This window comes from Oribacterium sp. Sow4_G1_1, assembly GCF_052116105.1.
In the GTDB taxonomy this organism is placed as follows: Bacteria; Bacillota; Clostridia; order Lachnospirales; family Lachnospiraceae; genus Oribacterium.
The window spans coordinates 62,992-81,914 of the sequence record NZ_JBQKLS010000005.1 but is presented as its reverse complement, the minus strand read 5'-3'; the positions used below and the strand labels follow the sequence as shown (position 1 = coordinate 81,914).

17 protein-coding genes are annotated in these 18,923 nt (G+C 54.5%); 4 read left to right on the top strand and 13 right to left on the bottom strand.

The window, feature by feature from the left end; all coding sequences use genetic code 11:
* Positions 1–49: 49 nt before the first annotated feature.
* Positions 50–619, top strand: coding sequence for a TetR/AcrR family transcriptional regulator (locus ACTQ52_RS05120; protein ID WP_441981969.1), 570 nt, complete (start codon positions 50–52; stop codon positions 617–619).
* A gap of 175 nt (positions 620–794) precedes the next feature.
* Here ACTQ52_RS05120 and ACTQ52_RS05115 read toward each other — a convergent pair whose 3' ends face one another.
* From ACTQ52_RS05115 to ACTQ52_RS05070, 10 genes are all read right to left on the bottom strand, one after another.
* Entirely contained in the window at positions 795–1,733 is a 939-nt protein-coding gene (locus ACTQ52_RS05115; protein ID WP_441981968.1) for a cysteine ABC transporter substrate-binding protein, read from the bottom strand.
* A 209-nt stretch (positions 1,734–1,942) separates the two neighbouring features.
* Entirely contained in the window at positions 1,943–2,713 is a 771-nt protein-coding gene (locus ACTQ52_RS05110) for an amino acid ABC transporter ATP-binding protein (protein ID WP_441981967.1), read from the bottom strand.
* Between the two features lie 129 nt (positions 2,714–2,842).
* Positions 2,843–3,667, bottom strand: coding sequence for an amino acid ABC transporter permease (locus tag ACTQ52_RS05105; protein WP_441227351.1), 825 nt, complete (start codon positions 3,665–3,667; stop codon positions 2,843–2,845).
* Positions 3,648–4,307 carry an amino acid ABC transporter permease gene (locus ACTQ52_RS05100; RefSeq protein WP_410042247.1) on the bottom strand — a complete coding sequence of 220 codons (660 nt, stop codon included), beginning with the start codon at positions 4,305–4,307 and terminating at the stop codon, positions 3,648–3,650. The genes ACTQ52_RS05105 and ACTQ52_RS05100 overlap by 20 nt, the downstream gene beginning before the upstream one ends.
* Before the next feature lie 620 nt (positions 4,308–4,927).
* Entirely contained in the window at positions 4,928–6,238 is a 1,311-nt protein-coding gene (thiC, locus tag ACTQ52_RS05095) for a phosphomethylpyrimidine synthase ThiC (protein WP_410042246.1), read from the bottom strand.
* Positions 6,239–6,594: 356 nt separating this feature from the next.
* A complete protein-coding gene (gene glpK / locus ACTQ52_RS05090) occupies positions 6,595–8,097 on the bottom strand; it encodes a glycerol kinase GlpK (RefSeq protein ID WP_441981966.1) in 1,503 nt (500 codons plus the stop codon).
* A 24-nt stretch (positions 8,098–8,121) separates the two neighbouring features.
* A complete protein-coding gene (gene alr / locus ACTQ52_RS05085) occupies positions 8,122–9,306 on the bottom strand; it encodes an alanine racemase (RefSeq protein WP_441981965.1) in 1,185 nt (394 codons plus the stop codon).
* Entirely contained in the window at positions 9,303–10,256 is a 954-nt protein-coding gene (locus ACTQ52_RS05080) for an aldose 1-epimerase family protein (RefSeq protein ID WP_441981964.1), read from the bottom strand. Before ACTQ52_RS05080 ends, alr begins: the two co-directional genes overlap by 4 nt.
* A gap of 342 nt (positions 10,257–10,598) precedes the next feature.
* Complete coding sequence (locus ACTQ52_RS05075; protein WP_441981963.1) at positions 10,599–12,944, bottom strand: hydratase; 2,346 nt, start codon at positions 12,942–12,944, stop codon at positions 10,599–10,601.
* A 23-nt stretch (positions 12,945–12,967) separates the two neighbouring features.
* On the bottom strand, positions 12,968–14,101 hold the full coding sequence (locus tag ACTQ52_RS05070; protein ID WP_441981962.1) for a 2-methylaconitate cis-trans isomerase PrpF family protein: 1,134 nt from the start codon (positions 14,099–14,101) through the stop codon (positions 12,968–12,970).
* Between the two features lie 229 nt (positions 14,102–14,330).
* Here ACTQ52_RS05070 and ACTQ52_RS05065 point away from each other — a divergent pair, with 229 nt between their 5' ends.
* The 3 genes from ACTQ52_RS05065 to ACTQ52_RS05055 all read left to right on the top strand — a co-directional run bounded on the left by ACTQ52_RS05065 (position 14,331) and on the right by ACTQ52_RS05055 (position 15,970).
* The gene (locus tag ACTQ52_RS05065; protein ID WP_441981961.1) at positions 14,331–15,209 is read left to right on the top strand and encodes a LysR family transcriptional regulator; all 879 of its coding nucleotides are present in this window, start codon (positions 14,331–14,333) and stop codon (positions 15,207–15,209) included.
* Positions 15,210–15,259: 50 nt separating this feature from the next.
* Positions 15,260–15,691 (top strand): Rpn family recombination-promoting nuclease/putative transposase, encoded by a 432-nt coding sequence (locus tag ACTQ52_RS05060; RefSeq protein WP_441981960.1) that lies wholly within the window; start codon positions 15,260–15,262, stop codon positions 15,689–15,691.
* An 87-nt stretch (positions 15,692–15,778) separates the two neighbouring features.
* Complete coding sequence (locus ACTQ52_RS05055; RefSeq protein WP_441981959.1) at positions 15,779–15,970, top strand: hypothetical protein; 192 nt, start codon at positions 15,779–15,781, stop codon at positions 15,968–15,970.
* A gap of 68 nt (positions 15,971–16,038) precedes the next feature.
* On the opposite strand, the gene ACTQ52_RS05050 is transcribed toward ACTQ52_RS05055, so the two are convergent.
* The 3 genes from ACTQ52_RS05050 to ACTQ52_RS05040 all read right to left on the bottom strand — a co-directional run bounded on the left by ACTQ52_RS05050 (position 16,039) and on the right by ACTQ52_RS05040 (position 18,849).
* A complete protein-coding gene (locus ACTQ52_RS05050; RefSeq protein WP_441981958.1) occupies positions 16,039–16,449 on the bottom strand; it encodes a VOC family protein in 411 nt (136 codons plus the stop codon).
* A gap of 296 nt (positions 16,450–16,745) precedes the next feature.
* Complete coding sequence (locus ACTQ52_RS05045; RefSeq protein WP_441981957.1) at positions 16,746–17,951, bottom strand: Spy0128 family protein; 1,206 nt, start codon at positions 17,949–17,951, stop codon at positions 16,746–16,748.
* A gap of 10 nt (positions 17,952–17,961) precedes the next feature.
* A complete protein-coding gene (locus tag ACTQ52_RS05040; protein WP_441981956.1) occupies positions 17,962–18,849 on the bottom strand; it encodes a class C sortase in 888 nt (295 codons plus the stop codon).
* Between the last annotated feature and the right edge of the window lie 74 nt (positions 18,850–18,923).

The following is an 18,923-nucleotide window of genomic DNA, read 5'->3' as shown; positions in this document are numbered from 1 at the left end:
CTTTTCCGCATGGAATATGCAGTATCCGGCGAGGTAAAGGAGTGACAGAATGGCGAAATTCACCAGGCAGGCGATCATGTACAGCACGCTGAAGCTCTTGCAGGTAAAACCGATCGATAAGATCACGGTGCGGGACATCTGTGATCAGTGTGAGCTTACACGAAATACGTTTTACTACTATTTCAGTGATATCTATGAGGTGGTGGAGGAGCTTCTGAAATTCGAGAAGGACAAGTCTCTTTCCGAGCAGCAGGAGTTCGACAGTCTGTATGATGCGTATCTTCAGAAGTATCATCTCGTACTGGAGTATAAGAACGCGGTCTATCATCTGTACAATTCGAAAAACCGCGACATGATCCTCCGGTATCTCTATGACATCACGGACGATTTCGTCGAGAAGTACGTACGGAACGAGGTCCGTGGACACCACTTAAGTGAGGACGATATCCACTTCATCACCCGCTTCTACAGCTGTTCGATGGTCGGCAGTATCCTCCGCTGGCTGCAGGAAGGCATGAAGGACTCGCAGGAGGAGATCATCTATAAGATATCGATGGCCTACCAGGCGACGATCCAGACGCTGATCCAGCAGATCGAAGCGTCGAAGAAGACAAATTAAATATCTGCCCGCTCATTTCCGGGCAGCCACGGGGTCAGATCCCCGCTGAGATTTTTTCATCCCCTGGCACCTGGCAGAAAGGGGTCTGACCCCTGTCCATCCATGCACGACTTGAACTGAATCTGGCTGACAATCTGATAGCAAAAAAGGAGCCGCAATCTGCGGCTCCTTTTGTTCAGTCTACGACACCACCCTCAACGACCATGGAATCCGGGTTGGTATCCTCACCGAATACGGCCTTCAGGGTCTCATCATAATCCTTATGGAAGAAGTTTTCCTCACCGAGGGTCTTGATCTCATCGTTCAGGAAATCGAGCACCGTGCTGTTGCCCTTTGCGACTGCGGCTGCGATGGTGTCATAATCGCCGAGGGTCTCGATACCCACTGTGAAGCCAGGATTTGCCTTCGCCCATGCGATGACCTCTGTGTTATCGGTGGAGAATGCATCGCCTCTGCCATCGAGGAGCGCGTTGTACGCATCGGCATACGCATCATACTTCTGGAGCTTCACCTCCGGGTAGTTCTTCTCGAAGTAGGTCTCTGCCGTGGTTCCCTTTGCGACGATGAGGGTCTTATCCTTCAGCTCATCGATGGAGCTGATGACCGCACTGTCCGGTGAAACGACACCGAGTGCGACCTTCATGTACGGCAGTGCGAAGTCGACCTGCTCCTGTCTTTCCGGCGTCACGGTGAAGTTTGCGAGGACAATGTCTACCTTACCGGTCGCCACGTACTCTACGCGAGACGCAGGGTCGAGGGAGGTGAACTCTACGTTTACGCCGAGGTCATCTGCGATTCTGTGTGCATAGTACACATCATAGCCCTGGTACTCACCCTTATCATCGACATAGCCGAATGGTGCCTTATCTGAGAAAACGCCGATCTTTACGGTTCCGGACTGCTTGATCTCGTCAAGTGTACGGAAATTACCGCTTGCAGCTGCGCTGCTCTCAGCCGCCGCTTCTGTTGCGGCAGGGGTAGTTGTGTCTGTCGCAGCCTCTGTGGCAGCCTTCGCCGCGGCAGTGGTTGCGTCCGGTGTAGAGGAAGCGCCGCATGCAGCCAGACTCGCTGCTGCTACGATGGCGGTAAATGCTGCAAATACTGACTTTTTCATAATTTTTCTCCTTTTTTGATATTGTTCAGCATCTTCATGTCGATCTTTCAGATTCGCTACGCCAGGCGTCCTGTAACAGGGGCTTCTCCTGAGCGTCGACCATCCTTCTCTGATCGGTCATGCGCTGAACGGCTGATTAGAATGTTATGTAAATGTATATATGTTCATCTGCGTTCGCTTTCCGGACAGCTACCGCAGGATAAACCACCTCACTCCACATCGTTCTTTCGCTTCTTCGCGACGAACTCGAAGTTCTCGAGGAACTCCTTCGCACGTTCGCTCTTCGGACGGGTGAAGAAATCTTCTGGTGTCGTCTCCTCGACGATATGACCGTCATCCAGGAAGATGATCCGGTCGGCGATGGCTCTCGCGAAGGCCATCTCATGAGTGACGATCAGCATTGTCAGACCCTGCTCCGCGAGCTCGAGCATAACGTCGAGTACCTCACGAACCATCTCCGGGTCCAGCGCCGCGGTGACCTCATCAAACAGCATCATCTCCGGATGCATCTCGAGGGCCCGCACGATCGCGACACGCTGCTTCTGTCCACCGGACAGCATACGCGGATAGGCGTTTTCCTTATCGGCGAGTCCGACGCGCCGAAGAAGCTCTCTGGCCTCCTTCTCCGCATCCGCCTTCGAACGCTTCTGCACCTTCTGCGGTGCCATCGTGATGTTATCGAGGATCGTTTTATGTGGGAAAAGATCATAGCTCTGGAACACCATGCCGATCTTCTGCCGGTACTTCGACATCTCCGCACTGCTCTTTCCCGAGATTTCCTCTCCGTCGAGGGCGATAGTTCCATGATGGATCGTCTCGAGACCATTGATGCAGCGGAGCAGTGTCGACTTTCCGCAGCCGGATGGTCCGAGCAGGACGACGACCTCGCCCTTCCTTACGTCGAGATCGATCCCCCGGAGGATCTCGAGCTCGCCGAACGATTTATGCAGATCTTTAATTGAAAGCTGTATGTCAGCCATATCACCTGTTTCCTTTCTACGGGAGTTTATGGGGTCAGTTTACGTGAGTTTATGGGGTCTGACCCCATTAAATTTTTCTAAACAGAATCTAAACCGGAATTTATGGGGTCAGACCCCCTTACGAAAACCTTAATTTTTCCAGCGCTTCTCGAGATAGCGGGCCAGCATCGAGATCGGCCAGCAGGAGAAGAAGTAGAGGAAGAAGACGACGCCGTAGATCGGGAGCGCCGCGGTCGGGTAGGCGAAGCGGTTCGCGTCGATGATCTGCTGTCCGGTCTTTAGGACCTCCACGACGCCGATCAGGACGATCAGGGAGGTGGTCTTGATCATACGAGTAATCAGGTTGATCGCCAGCGGGATCAGGCGGCGAAGCGTCTGCGGGATGATGACGTAGAGGCTGGTCTGCAGCGGGGTCATCCCAAGCGCCGCTGCACTCTCGTACTGGTGCTTCGGGATACTGATGAGGGCGCCTCGTACGAGGTCTCCCATCTCTGCGGTGCCCCAGAGGACGAAGACAATGACGGCACTGAGCTCACCGGAGAGATTGATTCCGAAGGCCCGGGTCGTGCCGAAGTACACGATGAAAAGTAATACCAGCTGCGGCATGATACGGATGAAATCGAGGTACACGCGGCTCAGTGCCTTCGTGACCGGATTCTTCCTCGTCATGAGCATACCGAAGAGGATGCCCAGCGGGATGGAAATCAGTACGGCGATGAGGGAGATACGGATGGTCACCCACAGTCCGCCCAGCAGTCGGATGAAATTATTTCCCTTAAACAGGATCGAGATCGCCGGCGCCTTCTTCTGGTCCGCGGCCGCCTGTGCGGCGGCGATGGCCTCCGGTGTGGCAGCTGCCAGCAGTTTCATCCCGAGGCCGCGGAAGCTGTCCGCGAAGTGCAGAAGCTCGAGGCCGAATGCATTGGCAACGTGATTAATGACCGAATCCAGCATAGCGCAGCCTCCTTTCAAGTACGGTTCCGAGGATGGAAATCGGAAGCAGGATGATGAGGTAGGCGATGACCAGCATGCCGAGGGCTTCCGGGGTCTTATAGTAGAGACCGATGAGGTCCTTCGCGACGTACATAAGGTCCGCCAGGGCGATGCCACTGAACACGGAGGTTTCCTTCAGAAGGAAGATGACATTCGCCACGAGAGACGGCACCGAAACGGCCATGGCCTGTGGGAGAATGACACTCCACATCGTCTGCACCGGGGTCATACCGAGGCTGAGCGCTGATTCCTTCTGGATCGGCTCAACGGTTTCGAGACCGGAACGGAAGGCTTCGGTCATGTAGGAGCCGCCGAGGAATGCGAGTCCGACGATACCGCAGAGCTCCGCGGACCAGCGGATGCCGATCTTCGGAAGACCGAAATACAGAAAAAAGAGCTGTACGAGCAGCGGCGTGTTGCGGCTGAGCTCGACGTAAACGGAAACGATGTGGCGCAGCACCGGGATCCGGTAGTACTCGACCGCGCTGCACAGGATGCCGACGACGGTCGCGAGCACGATGCCCAGAGCACCAATCGTAAGCGTCAGTCGCGCAGCCTCGACGTACATCGGAATGTACTGCTGAATAAACTGAAAATCCAAACTTTTGCTCCTCTCACAGATCTGCTTAACCTTGGATGCCCGTAAGAAATATTTTCCATTTCTTACAGTTTTTACGGTCGTCGAGGAAAGCTACCGTCGCTTTTCTCACCACTTCTGTAAAAAAGAAAAAAGGACCCGCGATGTGCGAGTCCTCTTCGTCCCAATCAAAACAGATCCTCTATTTCTAAATAGATCCTATCTTCCCGGATGAAATTCAACGCACATCAAAGACGCCCTATGGCAAGCCATACAGCAGCAACAGCAACAACATGTATTCATATAACGGTTGCTTCTGAACGTCATGTGCGTTTCCTCCTGAAAGATTTTTCCGGCAGGTCTAATTCCTACTTCCCTACTGGAATTTGCTTAACTTTATCACCATGAAGTGCTGCCGTCAATGCTTTCGACCGGATTCTGCTATCACCATTCGGAATAGAAGTGAAAACCCCGACGGTGTGTATGCGCACGGATCTCTCTTGAAAAAACTGCAGTACACTGGTACTCGCAGCCTGTACTGAATCCGAAAACTTGAAAACCCCGACATGCCATGCACGCCGGGGTTTTCAGGTTCATTTTTCAGGATAATAGTAAAAAATACTGAAAACAGTATTTCATCGCGATTACAGAATGTCGATGTGCTCACCGGCGAGGGCCTTGTTCATGCTGCGGACAGCACAGAATTTACCACACATACTGCAGGTATCGCTGTGGTCGTCCTCCGGGAGACGGTCATTACGGATCTTCTTTGCGGTCTCCGGATCGAGTGCACACTCGAACTGTGCGTCCCAGTCCAGGGCCTTACGTGCATCGGCCATCTTATCGTCGATGTCACGCGCGTGCGGGATCCCCTTCGCGATATCCGCTGCGTGGGCCGCGATCTTCGAAGCGATAATGCCCTGCTTTACGTCCTCAAGATTCGGAAGTGCGAGGTGCTCTGCCGGTGTGACATAGCAGAGGAAGGATGCGCCGTTCATCGCGGCGACAGCACCACCGATGGCTGCCGTGATGTGATCATATCCCGGTGCGATATCCGTCACGAGCGGTCCGAGAACATAGAACGGTGCGCCCATGCAGAGGGTCTTCTGTACTTCCATATTTGCAGCGATCTGGTTCAGTGGCACATGACCCGGACCCTCGACCATGACCTGAACGTTATGTGCCCATGCACGCTTCGTGAGTTCACCGAGACGTACGAGCTCCTCGATCTGGCATACATCGGTCGCATCCGCGAGACAGCCCGGACGGCAGGCATCGCCGAGGGAAATGGTGACATCATACTCCTCACAGATATCGAGGATCTCGTCGAAGTACTCGTAGAACGGGTTCTCCTGACCGGTCATACTCATCCATGCGAATACGAGGCTTCCGCCACGGCTGACGATGTTCATCTTACGCTGGTGCTTGCGGATCTGCTCGATGGTCTTCCGGGTGATACCACAGTGCAGGGTTACGAAGTCGACACCATCCTGTGCATGCAGACGGATGACGTCGAGGAAATCCTTCGCGGTCAGGGTATCGAGGTCACGCTGATAGTGGATGACGCTGTCGTATACCGGCACCGTACCGATCATCGCCGGACACTCCTTACAGAGCTTCTGACGGAACGGCTGCGTATTTCCATGGCTGGAGAGATCCATGATGGACTCCGCACCCATACGAACAGCACTCATCACCTTCTCCATCTCGAGATCATAATCCTTCATATCTCTCGACACACCGAGGTTTACATTGATCTTCGTTCGAAGCATCGAGCCGACACCCTCTGGATCCAGGCAGGTATGGTTCTTGTTTGCGCAGATCGCGACCTTACCCTCTGCCACAAGCTGACGAAGCTTCTCCTCCGTCATATGCTCCTTCTCTGCGACGATCTTCATCTGCGGCGTGACGATACCCTTCCGCGCCGCATCCATCTGTGTTGTATAATTCTGCATATTTTCTCCTTTTTCTGATTCGGGATCAGCCATCATCTGTTCAGCCGCTAGACCATGACTCTGGAAAACAGCGCTCCCGCATCCTCAGGATGCCTCGCATCATGGCCTTTCTTCTGAACATATAAAAAGAGAACACCCGCAGGTGTTCTCTCAGATCCATAAACGTACAGAAGACGTCTCATCCTAAGTATTTACCTACGTTGGCATTATCCAAATCAGGTTGCGGGTCGAGATTTCTGAATCTCCTCTCAGCCGACAGCAGTCAGCTCCCCTCTTTATAATTTTGCATTTGTTAAATTATAGAACGCCTGCCTCCTGTTGGCAAGGCCAGGAAGAAAAAAGATTCAGCAAAAGATTCAGCATCCGTCTTCCTTCGCCCAGCCGTAAGCATACTTGACGGCCTTGTTCCAGCCCTTGATCTTCTTCGCTCTGTCCTCGTCAGAGATCTTCGGCTCGAAGGTCTTATCGATCGCCCAGTTCTTGATGACGTCTTCCTTGCTGGTCCAGTAACCGACGGCGAGCCCTGCAAGATAGGCTGCGCCCATCGCGGTGGTCTCTACGCACCGTGGGCGCTCTACCGGAGCATCGATGATGTCAGACTGCGTCTGCATCAGGAAGTCGTTGGCACTTGCGCCACCGTCTACCTTGAGGGCTGCCAGCTCGATACTGGAGTCCGCCTTCATGGCGTTCAGCACGTCATTTACCTGATACGCGATGGACTCCAGCGTTGCACGGATGATGTGATATTTATTCACGCCACGTGTGATGCCGACGATGGTTCCTCTTGCGTACTGATCCCAGTGCGGCGCGCCGAGGCCGGTAAATGCCGGAACGACATAGCATCCGTTAGTATCTTTTACCTTCTTCGCCATATACTCGGAGTCCGGTGAAGAATCGATGATCCGAAGCTCATCTCTCAGCCACTGAACCGCTGCACCTGCGACGAAGATGGAACCCTCGAGTGCGTAATTTACCTTGCCGTCGAGTCCCCATGCGATGGTGGTTACGAGACCGTTCTTAGAGAAGATCGGCTTCTCACCGGTATTCATCAGCATGAAGCAGCCGGTTCCATAGGTGTTCTTCGCCTCACCAGGATGGAAGCAGGTCTGTCCGAAGAGCGCCGCCTGCTGGTCACCGGCTGCACCTGCAATCGGGATCGCGCCACCGAGGTACGAAGGATCTGACTCGCCGTATACGCAGCTGGACGGCATCGGTGTCGGCAGCATGCACTTCGGGATATCGAGCTCTGCGAGGATCTCATCATCCCACTCCAGTGTGTTAATGTTAAAAAGCATCGTACGGGAAGCGTTGGAATAATCGGTTACATGAACGTGGCCCTTGGTCAGCTTCCAGATCAGCCATGTCTCGACGGTACCGAATAAGAGCTCACCCTTCTCTGCTCTTTCTCTTACACCCTCTACGTGATCGAGAATCCACTTCACCTTCGTGCCTGAGAAGTACGCATCGATGACGAGACCGGTCTTCTCTCTGAACTTATCGGTGAGGCCCTTCTCCTTCAGACTGTCACAGTACTCGGAGGTTCTGCGGCACTGCCATACGATCGCATGATATACCGGCTCGCCGGTTTCCTTATCCCATACGATGGTGGTCTCTCGCTGGTTGGTGATACCGATACCTGCGATATCCTCTGCAGTGGCACCGATCTTATTGATCGCCTCGACGGCTACACCGAGCATGCTCGCCCAGATCTCCTCTGCATCATGCTCTACCCAGCCCGGCTTCGGGAAGTACTGTGTGAACTCACGCTGTGCCACGCTGCACATCTCACCCTTCTCGTTGAACAGGATACACCGGTTACTGGTCGTTCCCGCATCCAGCGCCATTACATACTTAGCCATACCTCTTTCTCCTTTGTTCAATGTTTACATCCTGAGCAGAAGTTCCTTCGCGACGACGTCACCGCCATCCAGGTAGTAGCGCGGCACGCGCTTGCTGACGGCGCAGATGAACTCGTACGGGATGGTACCGGCGAGCTCCGCGAGCTTTTCGACCGGCTGCTGTGTGCCAAAGATCTCCACGACACTTCCGACGTCAACATGGACCTTATCCGTAAGATCGATCATGCACATATCCATGCAGATCTTGCCACGCTGAGCGGCCGGACCATCGACGGTCATCAGGCTGCAGCGGTTCGACAGTACACGGAAGAAGCCGTCGGCATAGCCATACGGCACGACGCCGATGCGCTCCTTTTTCGTGGTCGTGTAGATGCCGCCGTAGCTGATATGCGTACCGGCCGGATAGATTTTAATCGTGCTGACCGTCGTCTTCAGTGACATGAGGGGCCGGAGGCCGAGCTTCTGCGCGAACTCGCCATAGCCGTACAGCAGGAGGCCCGGGCGCACCATATCGAGCCAGGTCTCCGGATAATTCACGGTCGCACCGGTGTTGGCGCAGTGCCGAAGGACGAAACGGTGCCCCCACTTCGCCTCGGCAGCTGCGATCACGTCCGTGAAAAGCTTAAACTGATGCTCGGTGTACGCCCGGCAGTCCTCGCCCGGCTCGTCGGCCACTGCGAAATGCGTGAAGATCCCCTCCGCCTCGAGGCCCGGCAGCCGGCACGCCTCCACGATCCCGTCGACGCCATGCTGGAAATAATCGCCGTCACATATATATCCGAGCCGCGACATGCCGGTATCCACCTTGATATGGATCTTCAGCGTTCCGCCGTACTTCACCGCCTCCGCACTGTATTCATGCGCCTTCGCCTCACAGGTCACGGCCTGCGTGATATTGAAGCAGATCAGCCGGTCGACCTGCTCCTTCGGCGTGTGTCCGAGAATCAGAATCGGCATCGTGATGCCGTGAAACCGGAGCTCCATCGCTTCGTCAATGCTGGAGACCGCGAGGTAATCCGCGCCGAGCTCCTGCAGCTTCTTCGCGATATGTACTGAGCCATGCCCGTAGGCGTCGGCCTTCACCACACCGAGAAATTTCCGGTCACGCCCGATATAGTCCCGGATCGTATGATAGTTGTAGCTCAGAGCATCGAGATCGATCTCCGCCCAGGTCCTCCGAAGTGTTGACGTCATATCTGTAGATTTCATCGCATGCAGCCTCCTTCGATGCTGATCGACCAGTTGTTTGTATAGGTTTGCTCCGGCTCCACGGTGATGAAGTCCGGCTTCGTTTCGAACTCGTCGACGACGCCGTCTGTCGACGGGAGGGACGACCACGGCTCGATGCAGACGAACGGGGCGTCGGTTTCCGGTGCGTGCCAGATGCCGAGGTACGGCATGTCCGGGAAGGTCACGGTGACCTTCTTCTCGTCCTTCTGCGAGCCCAGGGTGACGGTATGCGGCATATCCTTCAGGATGATCGCATCGTGGTCAAACAGGCTATGCTGCAGCGGCAGATAGCGTCCTTCCGCCAGCGCGTAGTCATGCATGCCCCCGCTGATCGTATAGTGCTCGGTGAGCTCCATCTGCTTCGGGGTCGATACCTCATGGAAGTCGAGCCGGTAGTCCTCGAAACGGAGCGCCGGGTTCAGCGGCACATTGAAGCCCGGGTGAATGCCGTAGCCGAAACGCATGGTGCGCGTATCGCAGTTTCGAACCTGAAACCTCACACTCAGCGTTTTTCCACATAAGCTATAGAAGATATCCACGGTCCAGTCGCGGTCATAGAGCTGACGCGTCGACGCATCCGACGTAAGCTGCAGATGCAGGGAAGTCACCGTCTCTGCCTCAGCGCCAGCCTGACCTGCTGCATCTCTTACCGTTTCCGCTCCTGCCTGCTCCTCGCGCTCCACCTTCGTGAGCTCGTAATCCCGCAGGAAGCCGTGCTGTCCCATCTCGTGGAGCGCACCATCCATCCGGTACTGATTATTCGTGAGCCGCCCGATGCACGGGAACAGCTGCGGCGCGTGGCGCTTCCAGTACGTCGCATCTCCGCTCCAGATATACTCCGTCTGATCCGCGTCCTTCATCGACACGAGCTCGCCACCCTTACTCGACACCTGCACTTCCATCTCACTGTTCTTCAGTGTGTAAATCATCACCACCACTCCTTCTTTCCCGCACAATCCGCCGCAGCCAATACTTCCGGTCTCCACCTTATCACACCGGCTCGATGCTTCATTCCCGGAAAGTCTTCTCACGAAGCAAGCTCAGCTTCATATATGTCATCCTTGACCATTCCCGAGAAACATTTCCGTCTCAAGTCGTCATTTCTTTAACGATATAACTATATCCCACTTCCAGATAGATGGAAAGTGTATTCTTCACTCCAGAATTCTCTTTCTGTGTCATATTTCGCAAACGCCGAAAAGCCCAGAGAACCGTCGTTGGCGTACTGTGCTTCCGATGACGGGCCCTCCGGGCTCTTAGAAAACGGTGTCTTACAATCCCATATCTTCGCGGTAAGAGTTGATCATCGAGCCGGCGAGGAGGATTTTCTTCTCGGATTCGGTGACGTCCTTCAGCTCGAGCTTCATCTCACGGGCCTTCGTTCCATCGGCGCTGATCACGCTTGCAGCGACCTCCGTAGCGCCGTCTGCGACTGCCTGGCGGATGCCCGGGAGCCATACATACTCGCCGACAGAGAGGTCAATGTTCTCGTCCGGATACGTAAATGGCAGCATGCCCCAGTTTACGCAGTTGCTGCGGTAACGCTTCGTCGCATAGTCGATGCAGATGTTTGCCAGGCCGCCGAGTACCTTCTGGCAGGAAGCCGCATACTCACGAGCGGAGCCATCGCCCGGGCGCTTCGCATACAGTACCGAACCGAGGCCGGTAGACTTCATGAGCTGTGACAGCACTTCCGGATCGTCTGCCTGGACGCCGACAGCATGAAGAACGGAGTAGAACTTGCGGGCGGTCTCTGTATCACCGGCGAGTCTTGCCTTCTCGAAGGCCTGCGCAGCCTTTGCATTCGGTACGTACTGCGGATCCTTACGCTGCAGGGTGAACTCGGAGATCTTGTACGGATTCGAGCGGTAGGATGCGGTTTCACCGGACGGGATCAGCTCATCGGTCGTGGTGACATCATCGCGGATGACGGAGGCTACCTGAAGGAGGAGGTTATCGGTCAGGGCAACCATCTCCGGCCAGTCCTTGATCGCCGGACCATACTGGATCTCGGTCTCCGGTTCTGCCTTGCCGTAGCCGTTGTAGACGATGTTCTCGTAGATGCGCTCATCGAATTCATACTTCGGATACTGAATGTTCTCGAAGATGTCCTTCATCTCCTCTGCGGAGGTCAGAAGACCGCCATTGAACGCGGTTGCGGCGATGGAGCGCGAATCCATCAGGGCTGCACTCGCGACCTGACCCTGACCAGGCTTACTGCCCTCACGGTTCGGGAAGTTACGGGTGGAATGACGGATCGAGAACGCGTTGTTCTCAGGGCAGTCGGATGCACCGAAGCATGGTCCGCAGAATGCGGTCTTCACACGTACGCCGTGAATTAGGAGCTCGTTCATCGCACCGATGCGGTTCAGCTCGACCATGATCGGCTGGGATGCCGGGTATACGTTAAATGCAAACTGTCCGAGCGCCTGCTTACTCTCGTGCGCTACCTGCTCGACAGCATAGATGTTCTCAAAGGAACCTGCGGCACAACCGGCGATCGCTGCCTGATCCACGCGGATACGACGATCGACCGGGAAGGCATCAGAGAGTGCATGCGCTGTATCTGCCCACGGAACGATCTTCTCCTCGAGGTTTGGGTGGATATCCGGAGTGTTCTCGAAGGTCTTCACCGCCTGCTCCTCGACCCACTTCGCATACTTCTCCGGCTCTGCGATAACCTCACGAAGCGGGAAGGCGTTGCTCGGGTGATACGGGAGGGCGATCATCGGCTCGACGGTATCGAGATCGATCTCGACGACTGCATCGTAGAGCGCGGCATCCCCCGGCTGCATCTTCTTATAGTCTTGCGGACGCTTGTGAATCTCGAAGTACTCCTTTACGACGTCGTCGGTCTCCCAGATGGAGGAGAGACAAGCGGACTCGGTGGTCATGGTATCGATGCCGTTACGGAAATCCATGGACATGGAGTGCACGCCCGGTCCGATGAACTCGAGGACTGCGTTCTTCACGAACTTGTTCTTGAAGGTCGCACCGATCAGGGTGAGAGCCACATCCATCGGGCCGACCCATGGCTTCGGACTGCCGTGCAGAAGCACTGCGATCACCTTCGGGTACCTGATCTCATAGAGCTTGCCGATCATCGCCTTCGCGAGCTCCGGACCACCCTCACCGATGGAAACGGAACCCTGGGTGCCATAACGTGTGTGGGAATCGGACACGATCGCCATGTCGCTGGACTTGATCAGCATCTCACGCATATACTGGTGGATGACCGCCTCGTGTGGCGGAACGAAGATACCGCCGAACTTATGGCAGGCGGTCTCTGCGTACTTATGAACATCGGTGTTGATGGTACCGCCGACGGCGGCGAGGCAGTTGTGGCAGTTCGTGAAAACGGTCGGCATCGGGAACTTTTGAAGTCCGGATGCGACGGCTGTCTGCAGTATGCCGACATAAGTGTTATCATAGACACCCATCTCATCAAAGCGGATCTGGAGATTCTCCATATCGCCGCTGTGGTTGTGTGCCTGCAGCACCTGATAACTCAGTGTCTGCTGCTTCGCTGCCGCGAGGTCGATCTCCGGATGCTCCGAAACCGACGCCAGCACATCATCATGTAAAACAAGCTGTGGACCCTCATGTAATCTGATCATTTTTCTCTCTCCTTCGTCATTCATCAGCGGATATATACATATCCGTCCATGATGCGCCGAGCCGTCCTAGTAACGCCGCCCTTCAGTACAGTTTCACCATCCATCTTCATATCGACTTCGGTGACACCGGAGGAGTGGCCGAGGCGAATGATGTCGCCCTCTACCGGACGCACGAGCTCGGACACGATGGTTCCCGAAATCTTCGCTGCAGCGCCGCTCGCGACGGCAACGGTCATCGGATATGCCTTATGCAGCATGCCGACGGAAATCGCACGTACGCAGAGATCCATCGCATCTGCCGAAACGATCTTGCCATCCATGTTCACATAGTCCTGCGGTGCGCTCACGATCGATACCTTCGGTGCGGAGGTTGCCTTCGTGCGGGCCTCCATATAATCCTCGACGAAGCCAATCTTCTGTGCGGCCATACCACGGATGCGCTCGATGTGTTCCATGACCTCTTGGTTGTTATTGAGCTCGGTCAGCTCGGTACCCTGGATGCCGAGATCTGAAGCCTTGATGAAGACAACTGGATTCGAGCAGTCCATGACAGTAACGGTCGCAGGACCATAACCCGGAACATCAAAAACCTCCTGCTTCTGGCCGGTCGGGAAGAGCTTACCGGTACGGGAACCGGACGGATCCTCGAAATACATATCGATACGGGAGCCGCTGCCCGGCACACCCTGGATCACCTCATCGCCATACATGCAGGCATGGCCGTCCTTTACGCGCACATGCTCCTCGATGACCTTATCGGTGTTGGTGTTGTATACACGAACTACGGTGATCGGCTCGACCGCCTCGACGAGTCCCTCATCGATGGCATATGGTCCGACCGCAGAGGAGATGTTTCCGCAGTTTGCGGAACCATCGACTCTCGGGATCTTGACATCCACCTGACGGAAGGTATAATCCACATCCACACCCGGACGATCGGACTTCCTGATCACGGCGATCTTCGAGGTCGAGGAAACAGTACCGCCCATACCGTCGATCTGCTTTACATCCGGTGTACCCATGACCTTCATGAAGATCTCCGGCCACTCGTTCTCATCCTTCGGAAGATCCTCCGCATGAAAAAAGACTGCCTTTGAGGTACCACCTCTCATGTACACACATGGAAACTTCCGCTGCTTCTGATCAAATTCTGCCATTTTTACATCCTCCATTTTCACGATGACGATTTCCTCTGATAGCGGGTTTTCGGGCGGTGATCCGCTCTGCTGCCATTTATGCAATCATCGATGCTACCAGACCGTTTTCGAGTTACATACCGCTCTCTACTCCGCTTTTCTAAAGCTAGATTACTATTTGATAACCATTCTGTAAAATTGTATAATTTCATCAAACTTGATTCACATTTGGAATGTTGAAAGGTGCATTATGGACGAAAAAGACATCGAAATCTTCCGCTCTCTCATCCAGACCGGCAATATCACGAAATCCTCCGAGAAGCTCTATACGACGCAGTCTTCGCTTACGAAGCGCATCCAGAAAATGGAGGAGGAGCTCGGCTGCCAGCTGTTTATCCGTACAAAAAGAGGCGTCCTTCCGACTCCCGCGGCAGAGAAGATCCTGCCCGATTTCAATCATATCCAGGAAACCCTGGACCGCATCCGGAACTACACCCAGTCCGCAGAAGGTACCATTGCCGGTTCTCTCCACCTCGGTGTGTCGGTGAACTATGCTCGCTACCGTCTTCCCGCTGTATTAAAGCACTACATGGAGAAGTACCCGGCGGTGGATGTCGATGTCCGCACCGACCAGTCGACGAATCTCTACCGAAAGCTATCGAACAACGAGCTGAACATCGCCATCGTCCGCGGTGAGTTCCGCTGGGATGAAGGCGCATATCTCCTTTCTGAAGAACCGGTCTGCCTCGTGGTGTCCCGTGAAAATGCGCACACACCGCTCAACGAGCTCCCGAGCATTCAGCGCCACTCCGACCCCGCTTTTGAAGAGAGTGCCCGCCTCTGGCGCGTCGAACAGCACATCGAGAAGTCCCACTCGAGTCTCCACATCAACGACATCTCCACCTGCCTCGCGATGGTGAAAAGCGGCATCGGCTGGGCCATCCTCCCAGAGATCTGCCTCGACGGCTTCGACGGCGTCCGCACACCCCTCGTCCTGCAGGACGGCACCCGCATCACCCGGAAGACCTACGTCCTCTATAAACACGACTACTACGAGCTCCCGCAGGTGAAGCTCTTCATCGATGAAATACGGAAGGACGCCGAGCAGCATTTCTCTCCTATGCCATAATTCCATTGCGAAATGAAGCGTGATATACCGAAGGAAAAGAGACGGAAACATTGACCAAGCGATGTGAAATGGAGCTGTCTCAGCAGGGGGCAGAGAAAACAAAAATATTTTCTGAAGGCGAAAACCAGACCACGAGTGATCCGGATATGCCGCTTCGCGTCATAGGCTATGATGGCGCGGAGTATCGGGCACAGCTGTTGAATAAACAGGCGGTACATTATCCAGTCGTGACGCTGGTGCTTTACTTCGGACATAAACAGAGGTGGAGCGGACCGTTAAAGCTGAAGGATAGACTGGATATCCCGAAAGAACTCGATAAGTATGTGAATGATTACAAAATTCATGTATTTGAGATTGCGTTTATGGATCAGAAGGAGGTAGACTTATTTCAGAGTGATTTCCGGGTCGTGGCGGACTATTTCGTGCAGAAGCAGGAGAATGGAGATTACGAGCCGAAACCACAGGACTTGAAGCACGTGTAGGAAACGCTACAGCTGCTCAGTATCATGACAAACGACCATCGGTTTGAAGATGTTTATAATGAAGCATCAGATGCTCAGAAGGGAGAGATGCGAAATATGTGTGAGATTCTGGATAAGATTGAAAACAGAGGAATAGCCAAAGGAAATGCGGAAGGAAAGGAACAGATGGCGGATCTCATGAAAATCCTGCTTACTGAGAATCGCATCGAGGATGCGAAGCGTGCAGCGGAGGATCCGGCATATTGCGATGAACTGATGAAGCAGTATGGAATCGGTTGATAATTCCAAATGTCACATTGAATGAAAGAGCCCGGCATCTGCCGGGCTCTTTATGTCATCAGATTCTCTTATTTCGAAACCACCGGAATCGCTTCTGCGTTGTTCTCTACGTAGAACGGTGCCTTCTTTACAGTGATGTGGATGCGGAAACCGTTGATCTCGTCCTGCAGAAAGATGAGCTTGATCGTCTTGCCATCCTCGTCATAACGCGCGTGCTCATAATCCATCGCATAGCCGAGCCTCTCGAGGTAACGGATTGCCTCCGGCATATCGTCGACGAAGAAGCCGAGGTGCCCCATCGAGCCTTTGCCCATCTTCTTCATAAGCTCCATCTTATTATCCTCGGTGAAATAGGACGCCGGAATCTCACGATAATTCTGGTAGCCCATCACCTCGGTGAAAAAGCGCTTCATCTTCTCGCCCTCCTCAGGGCTCTGCGCGTTGATACCAACATGTCCAAACTCAAATTTAACCGCCATGGTTCATCCTCCTGTATGCCGTCTGATCGTGCGCTTCACTCTCGTCGCGCACCTTCCTTACTTTCGGGCAATGCCTACGCCCTCTTCTGATATCTCCATCCTATCATCCTGCACAGCCGAAAGGAAATGACCTTTTCTCCGCATGCTTCATTCCGAAATGGAATCATATTGGTACGTCTCGTTTTGCTTCCTCGAAAAAGGAAACAGCCGAGGCAGATGCCTCGGCTGACTTCAAATTCATTTCTATTTCGTCTGTTCGTTACGCTTCGTGTATGCCATTCTGTTTCCTCCGCATATCACGCTTCGTTCGTGTGTCTCTTTTTCTTCTTGTAGGTTACGCCCCATGCGGCGAGGAGTACGACCGCTCCGCCGAATACAGCGCCATAGGTACGCATGCTGCTTTCATCACCGGTCTTCGCTCTGCGGGATGCGCCGAGGACTCTGCCAACCGGCGTATCTGCAAGCTTGTCTCGTACCGCACCGAGAACTCGTCCCACTTCACCTTCCGGCTCTACGGTCGGCTTTCCGGTCGGGCCGTTCGGATCTGTGCTCGGATCACCCTTTGGACCACCACCGCCGGAGGATCCGCCACCGCCGCTGCTCTTCCGGTAGCTGTTCTTAAACTCTACGATGCTCACTTCCGCACCGTTCTTCGTGATGGTCTTCTGGGCTTCGAGCTTGTCCTCTGCGTTCCGGATGACATTTACAGTCATCGTGTAGACGGAATCATCATAGGTCCAGCGGGCGTTGCTGCCAGCCTTCTCGGTAAAGGTATATACATACGGACCGCCCACGGTCGTGTAGCTGATCTCGCCGAACTCGATCTCACCTGCGCCCGCCGTTACGGTCTTCGGCGTGCCTGCTGCAGTGCCTTCCGGCATCGGCGCGTCGGCACTCGGCGTCATCACGAACTCGAACTTCTCGTCACTCGTGATGCTGTTGCCGTACTGGTCGGTGATGACCTTGCGTACCGGCGGATCCAGCTTCGCGGTCGACAGTTTCCAGGTCTTCGGCATCGCCTTCACTTCATACTCATAACCACCCTCGACGGCCTCCGGCATGATCACCAGGAACGGGCTGAAGCTGTGCCATGCGACATGCACGGTCTTCTGCTTCACGAGGTACAGTCCGATCTCGAGATTGCCGACCGTCTCGCCCGATATGATGTCATCCTTCCGTGCAGCGATGCTGTGATCCTCCGCGTATTTCGCGAGCGTCTTCGGCAGCTCCGCCGAGTTCAGGCTCTCGCGATCGATCGTCACGCCACTGCCTGCGAAGTCCTTCGCCAGGGTGAACTCTGTAACGGAGCTTCCATCGACCACACCACCGACACGGTACAGCGTATAGGTCCCGGCTTCGTCTTTGTCGACCGCTGCGCCCTTATGATCCTGGTCACCCGGCGTAATCGTGATGCTTCCGAGCTTCGTCTGGCTATAGCTCTCGACAGACGCAAAGGCTGTAACTGTCTGCATCGCGAGAAGTGCCACTGTCGTGATTCCCATCAGCCATTTTTTAATTCGTCTTGTTTTCATCATCTGCTTCACCCGATTCCTTACTCCTGTGCTCATCCTTCTTCTTCGACGGCATCAGCAACGCGATCAAAAACAGCACCGCGACGCCCATCACCGCAAACGGGATGTACTTCTGAATCTTCTCCTGTGTCGTGAGCTCTCGCTCGACGTGAACGACCGGAATGCTCTTTACTTCTTCCTCCGGCAGGTTCTCGATCCGGTGGCCCCTCACCAGAAGCCGGTGAGTATTGATACCATACGGCGTACACGTCATCAGTGTAACATAATCCTGTCCATCCTCTACCTCCAGCGCCTCCAGCTCTGTCGGCAGCACCGTCAGAATCTGGTCCACCTGATACGTCATCTTCCGGTCCAGCACGTTGAGGATGAAAATGTCTCCCTCGCCCAGCTCCGGCAGATCCGTAAACAGCTTCGCACTCGGCAGTCCCCGATGCGCACTCAGCACCACATGTGTACCCTCGCCGCCGACCGGAAGACTGGATCCCTCCAGATGTCCCACCGCCTCGTTCAGCACCGCACCGGATGTGCCATGATAGAACGGCAGCTTCACGCTGATTTTCGGGATCTCCAGGTAACCCATCATCCCCGATCCATCCACGTTCAATGCTGTCTCATAGCCTTCCGTCCGATTGTCTTCCGAAAACGGGTTAGGATTCTGCCTTAGTCTTTCGTTATACTCCTCTGCGACTTCGAAATACTGACTGAAGTCCTCAGGGGTGATCTCCTTCACCGTATCATCATAGTTTACGACCACGCGCGATGCATGCTTCGCGTTCACGTACTCACTGACGTACGGATAAAGAACGATACCTAATCCAGCCAGAAACAGCAGAATGATCAGTATAGTCGCGATAATTCGTTTTTTCATTCCAACCTCCGGCTTTCAGCTTCGGGAAATGTTTCACGTCCCGGAGAGTCCCAGGAACCGGGACCTGGTTCCTG

Coding starts and splice junctions, on each gene's coding strand:
- ACTQ52_RS05115 (WP_441981968.1), bottom strand. CDS start 1,733: ATGAAAAAGTCAGTATTTGCAGCATTTACCGCCATCGTAGCAGCAGCG.
- glpK (WP_441981966.1), bottom strand. CDS start 8,097: ATGGCTAAGTATGTAATGGCGCTGGATGCGGGAACGACCAGTAACCGG.
- ACTQ52_RS05080 (WP_441981964.1), bottom strand. CDS start 10,256: ATGATTTACACACTGAAGAACAGTGAGATGGAAGTGCAGGTGTCGAGT.
- ACTQ52_RS05075 (WP_441981963.1), bottom strand. CDS start 12,944: ATGATCAGATTACATGAGGGTCCACAGCTTGTTTTACATGATGATGTG.
- ACTQ52_RS05055 (WP_441981959.1), top strand. CDS start 15,779: ATGCGAAATATGTGTGAGATTCTGGATAAGATTGAAAACAGAGGAATA.
- ACTQ52_RS05050 (WP_441981958.1), bottom strand. CDS start 16,449: ATGGCGGTTAAATTTGAGTTTGGACATGTTGGTATCAACGCGCAGAGC.
- ACTQ52_RS05040 (WP_441981956.1), bottom strand. CDS start 18,849: ATGAAAAAACGAATTATCGCGACTATACTGATCATTCTGCTGTTTCTG.
- ACTQ52_RS05120 (WP_441981969.1), top strand. CDS start 50: ATGGCGAAATTCACCAGGCAGGCGATCATGTACAGCACGCTGAAGCTC.
- thiC (WP_410042246.1), bottom strand. CDS start 6,238: ATGCAGAATTATACAACACAGATGGATGCGGCGCGGAAGGGTATCGTC.
- ACTQ52_RS05110 (WP_441981967.1), bottom strand. CDS start 2,713: ATGGCTGACATACAGCTTTCAATTAAAGATCTGCATAAATCGTTCGGC.
- ACTQ52_RS05070 (WP_441981962.1), bottom strand. CDS start 14,101: ATGGCAGAATTTGATCAGAAGCAGCGGAAGTTTCCATGTGTGTACATG.
- ACTQ52_RS05045 (WP_441981957.1), bottom strand. CDS start 17,951: ATGGGAATCACGACAGTGGCACTTCTCGCGATGCAGACAGTTACAGCC.
- alr (WP_441981965.1), bottom strand. CDS start 9,306: ATGAAATCTACAGATATGACGTCAACACTTCGGAGGACCTGGGCGGAG.
- ACTQ52_RS05065 (WP_441981961.1), top strand. CDS start 14,331: ATGGACGAAAAAGACATCGAAATCTTCCGCTCTCTCATCCAGACCGGC.
- ACTQ52_RS05105 (WP_441227351.1), bottom strand. CDS start 3,667: ATGCTGGATTCGGTCATTAATCACGTTGCCAATGCATTCGGCCTCGAG.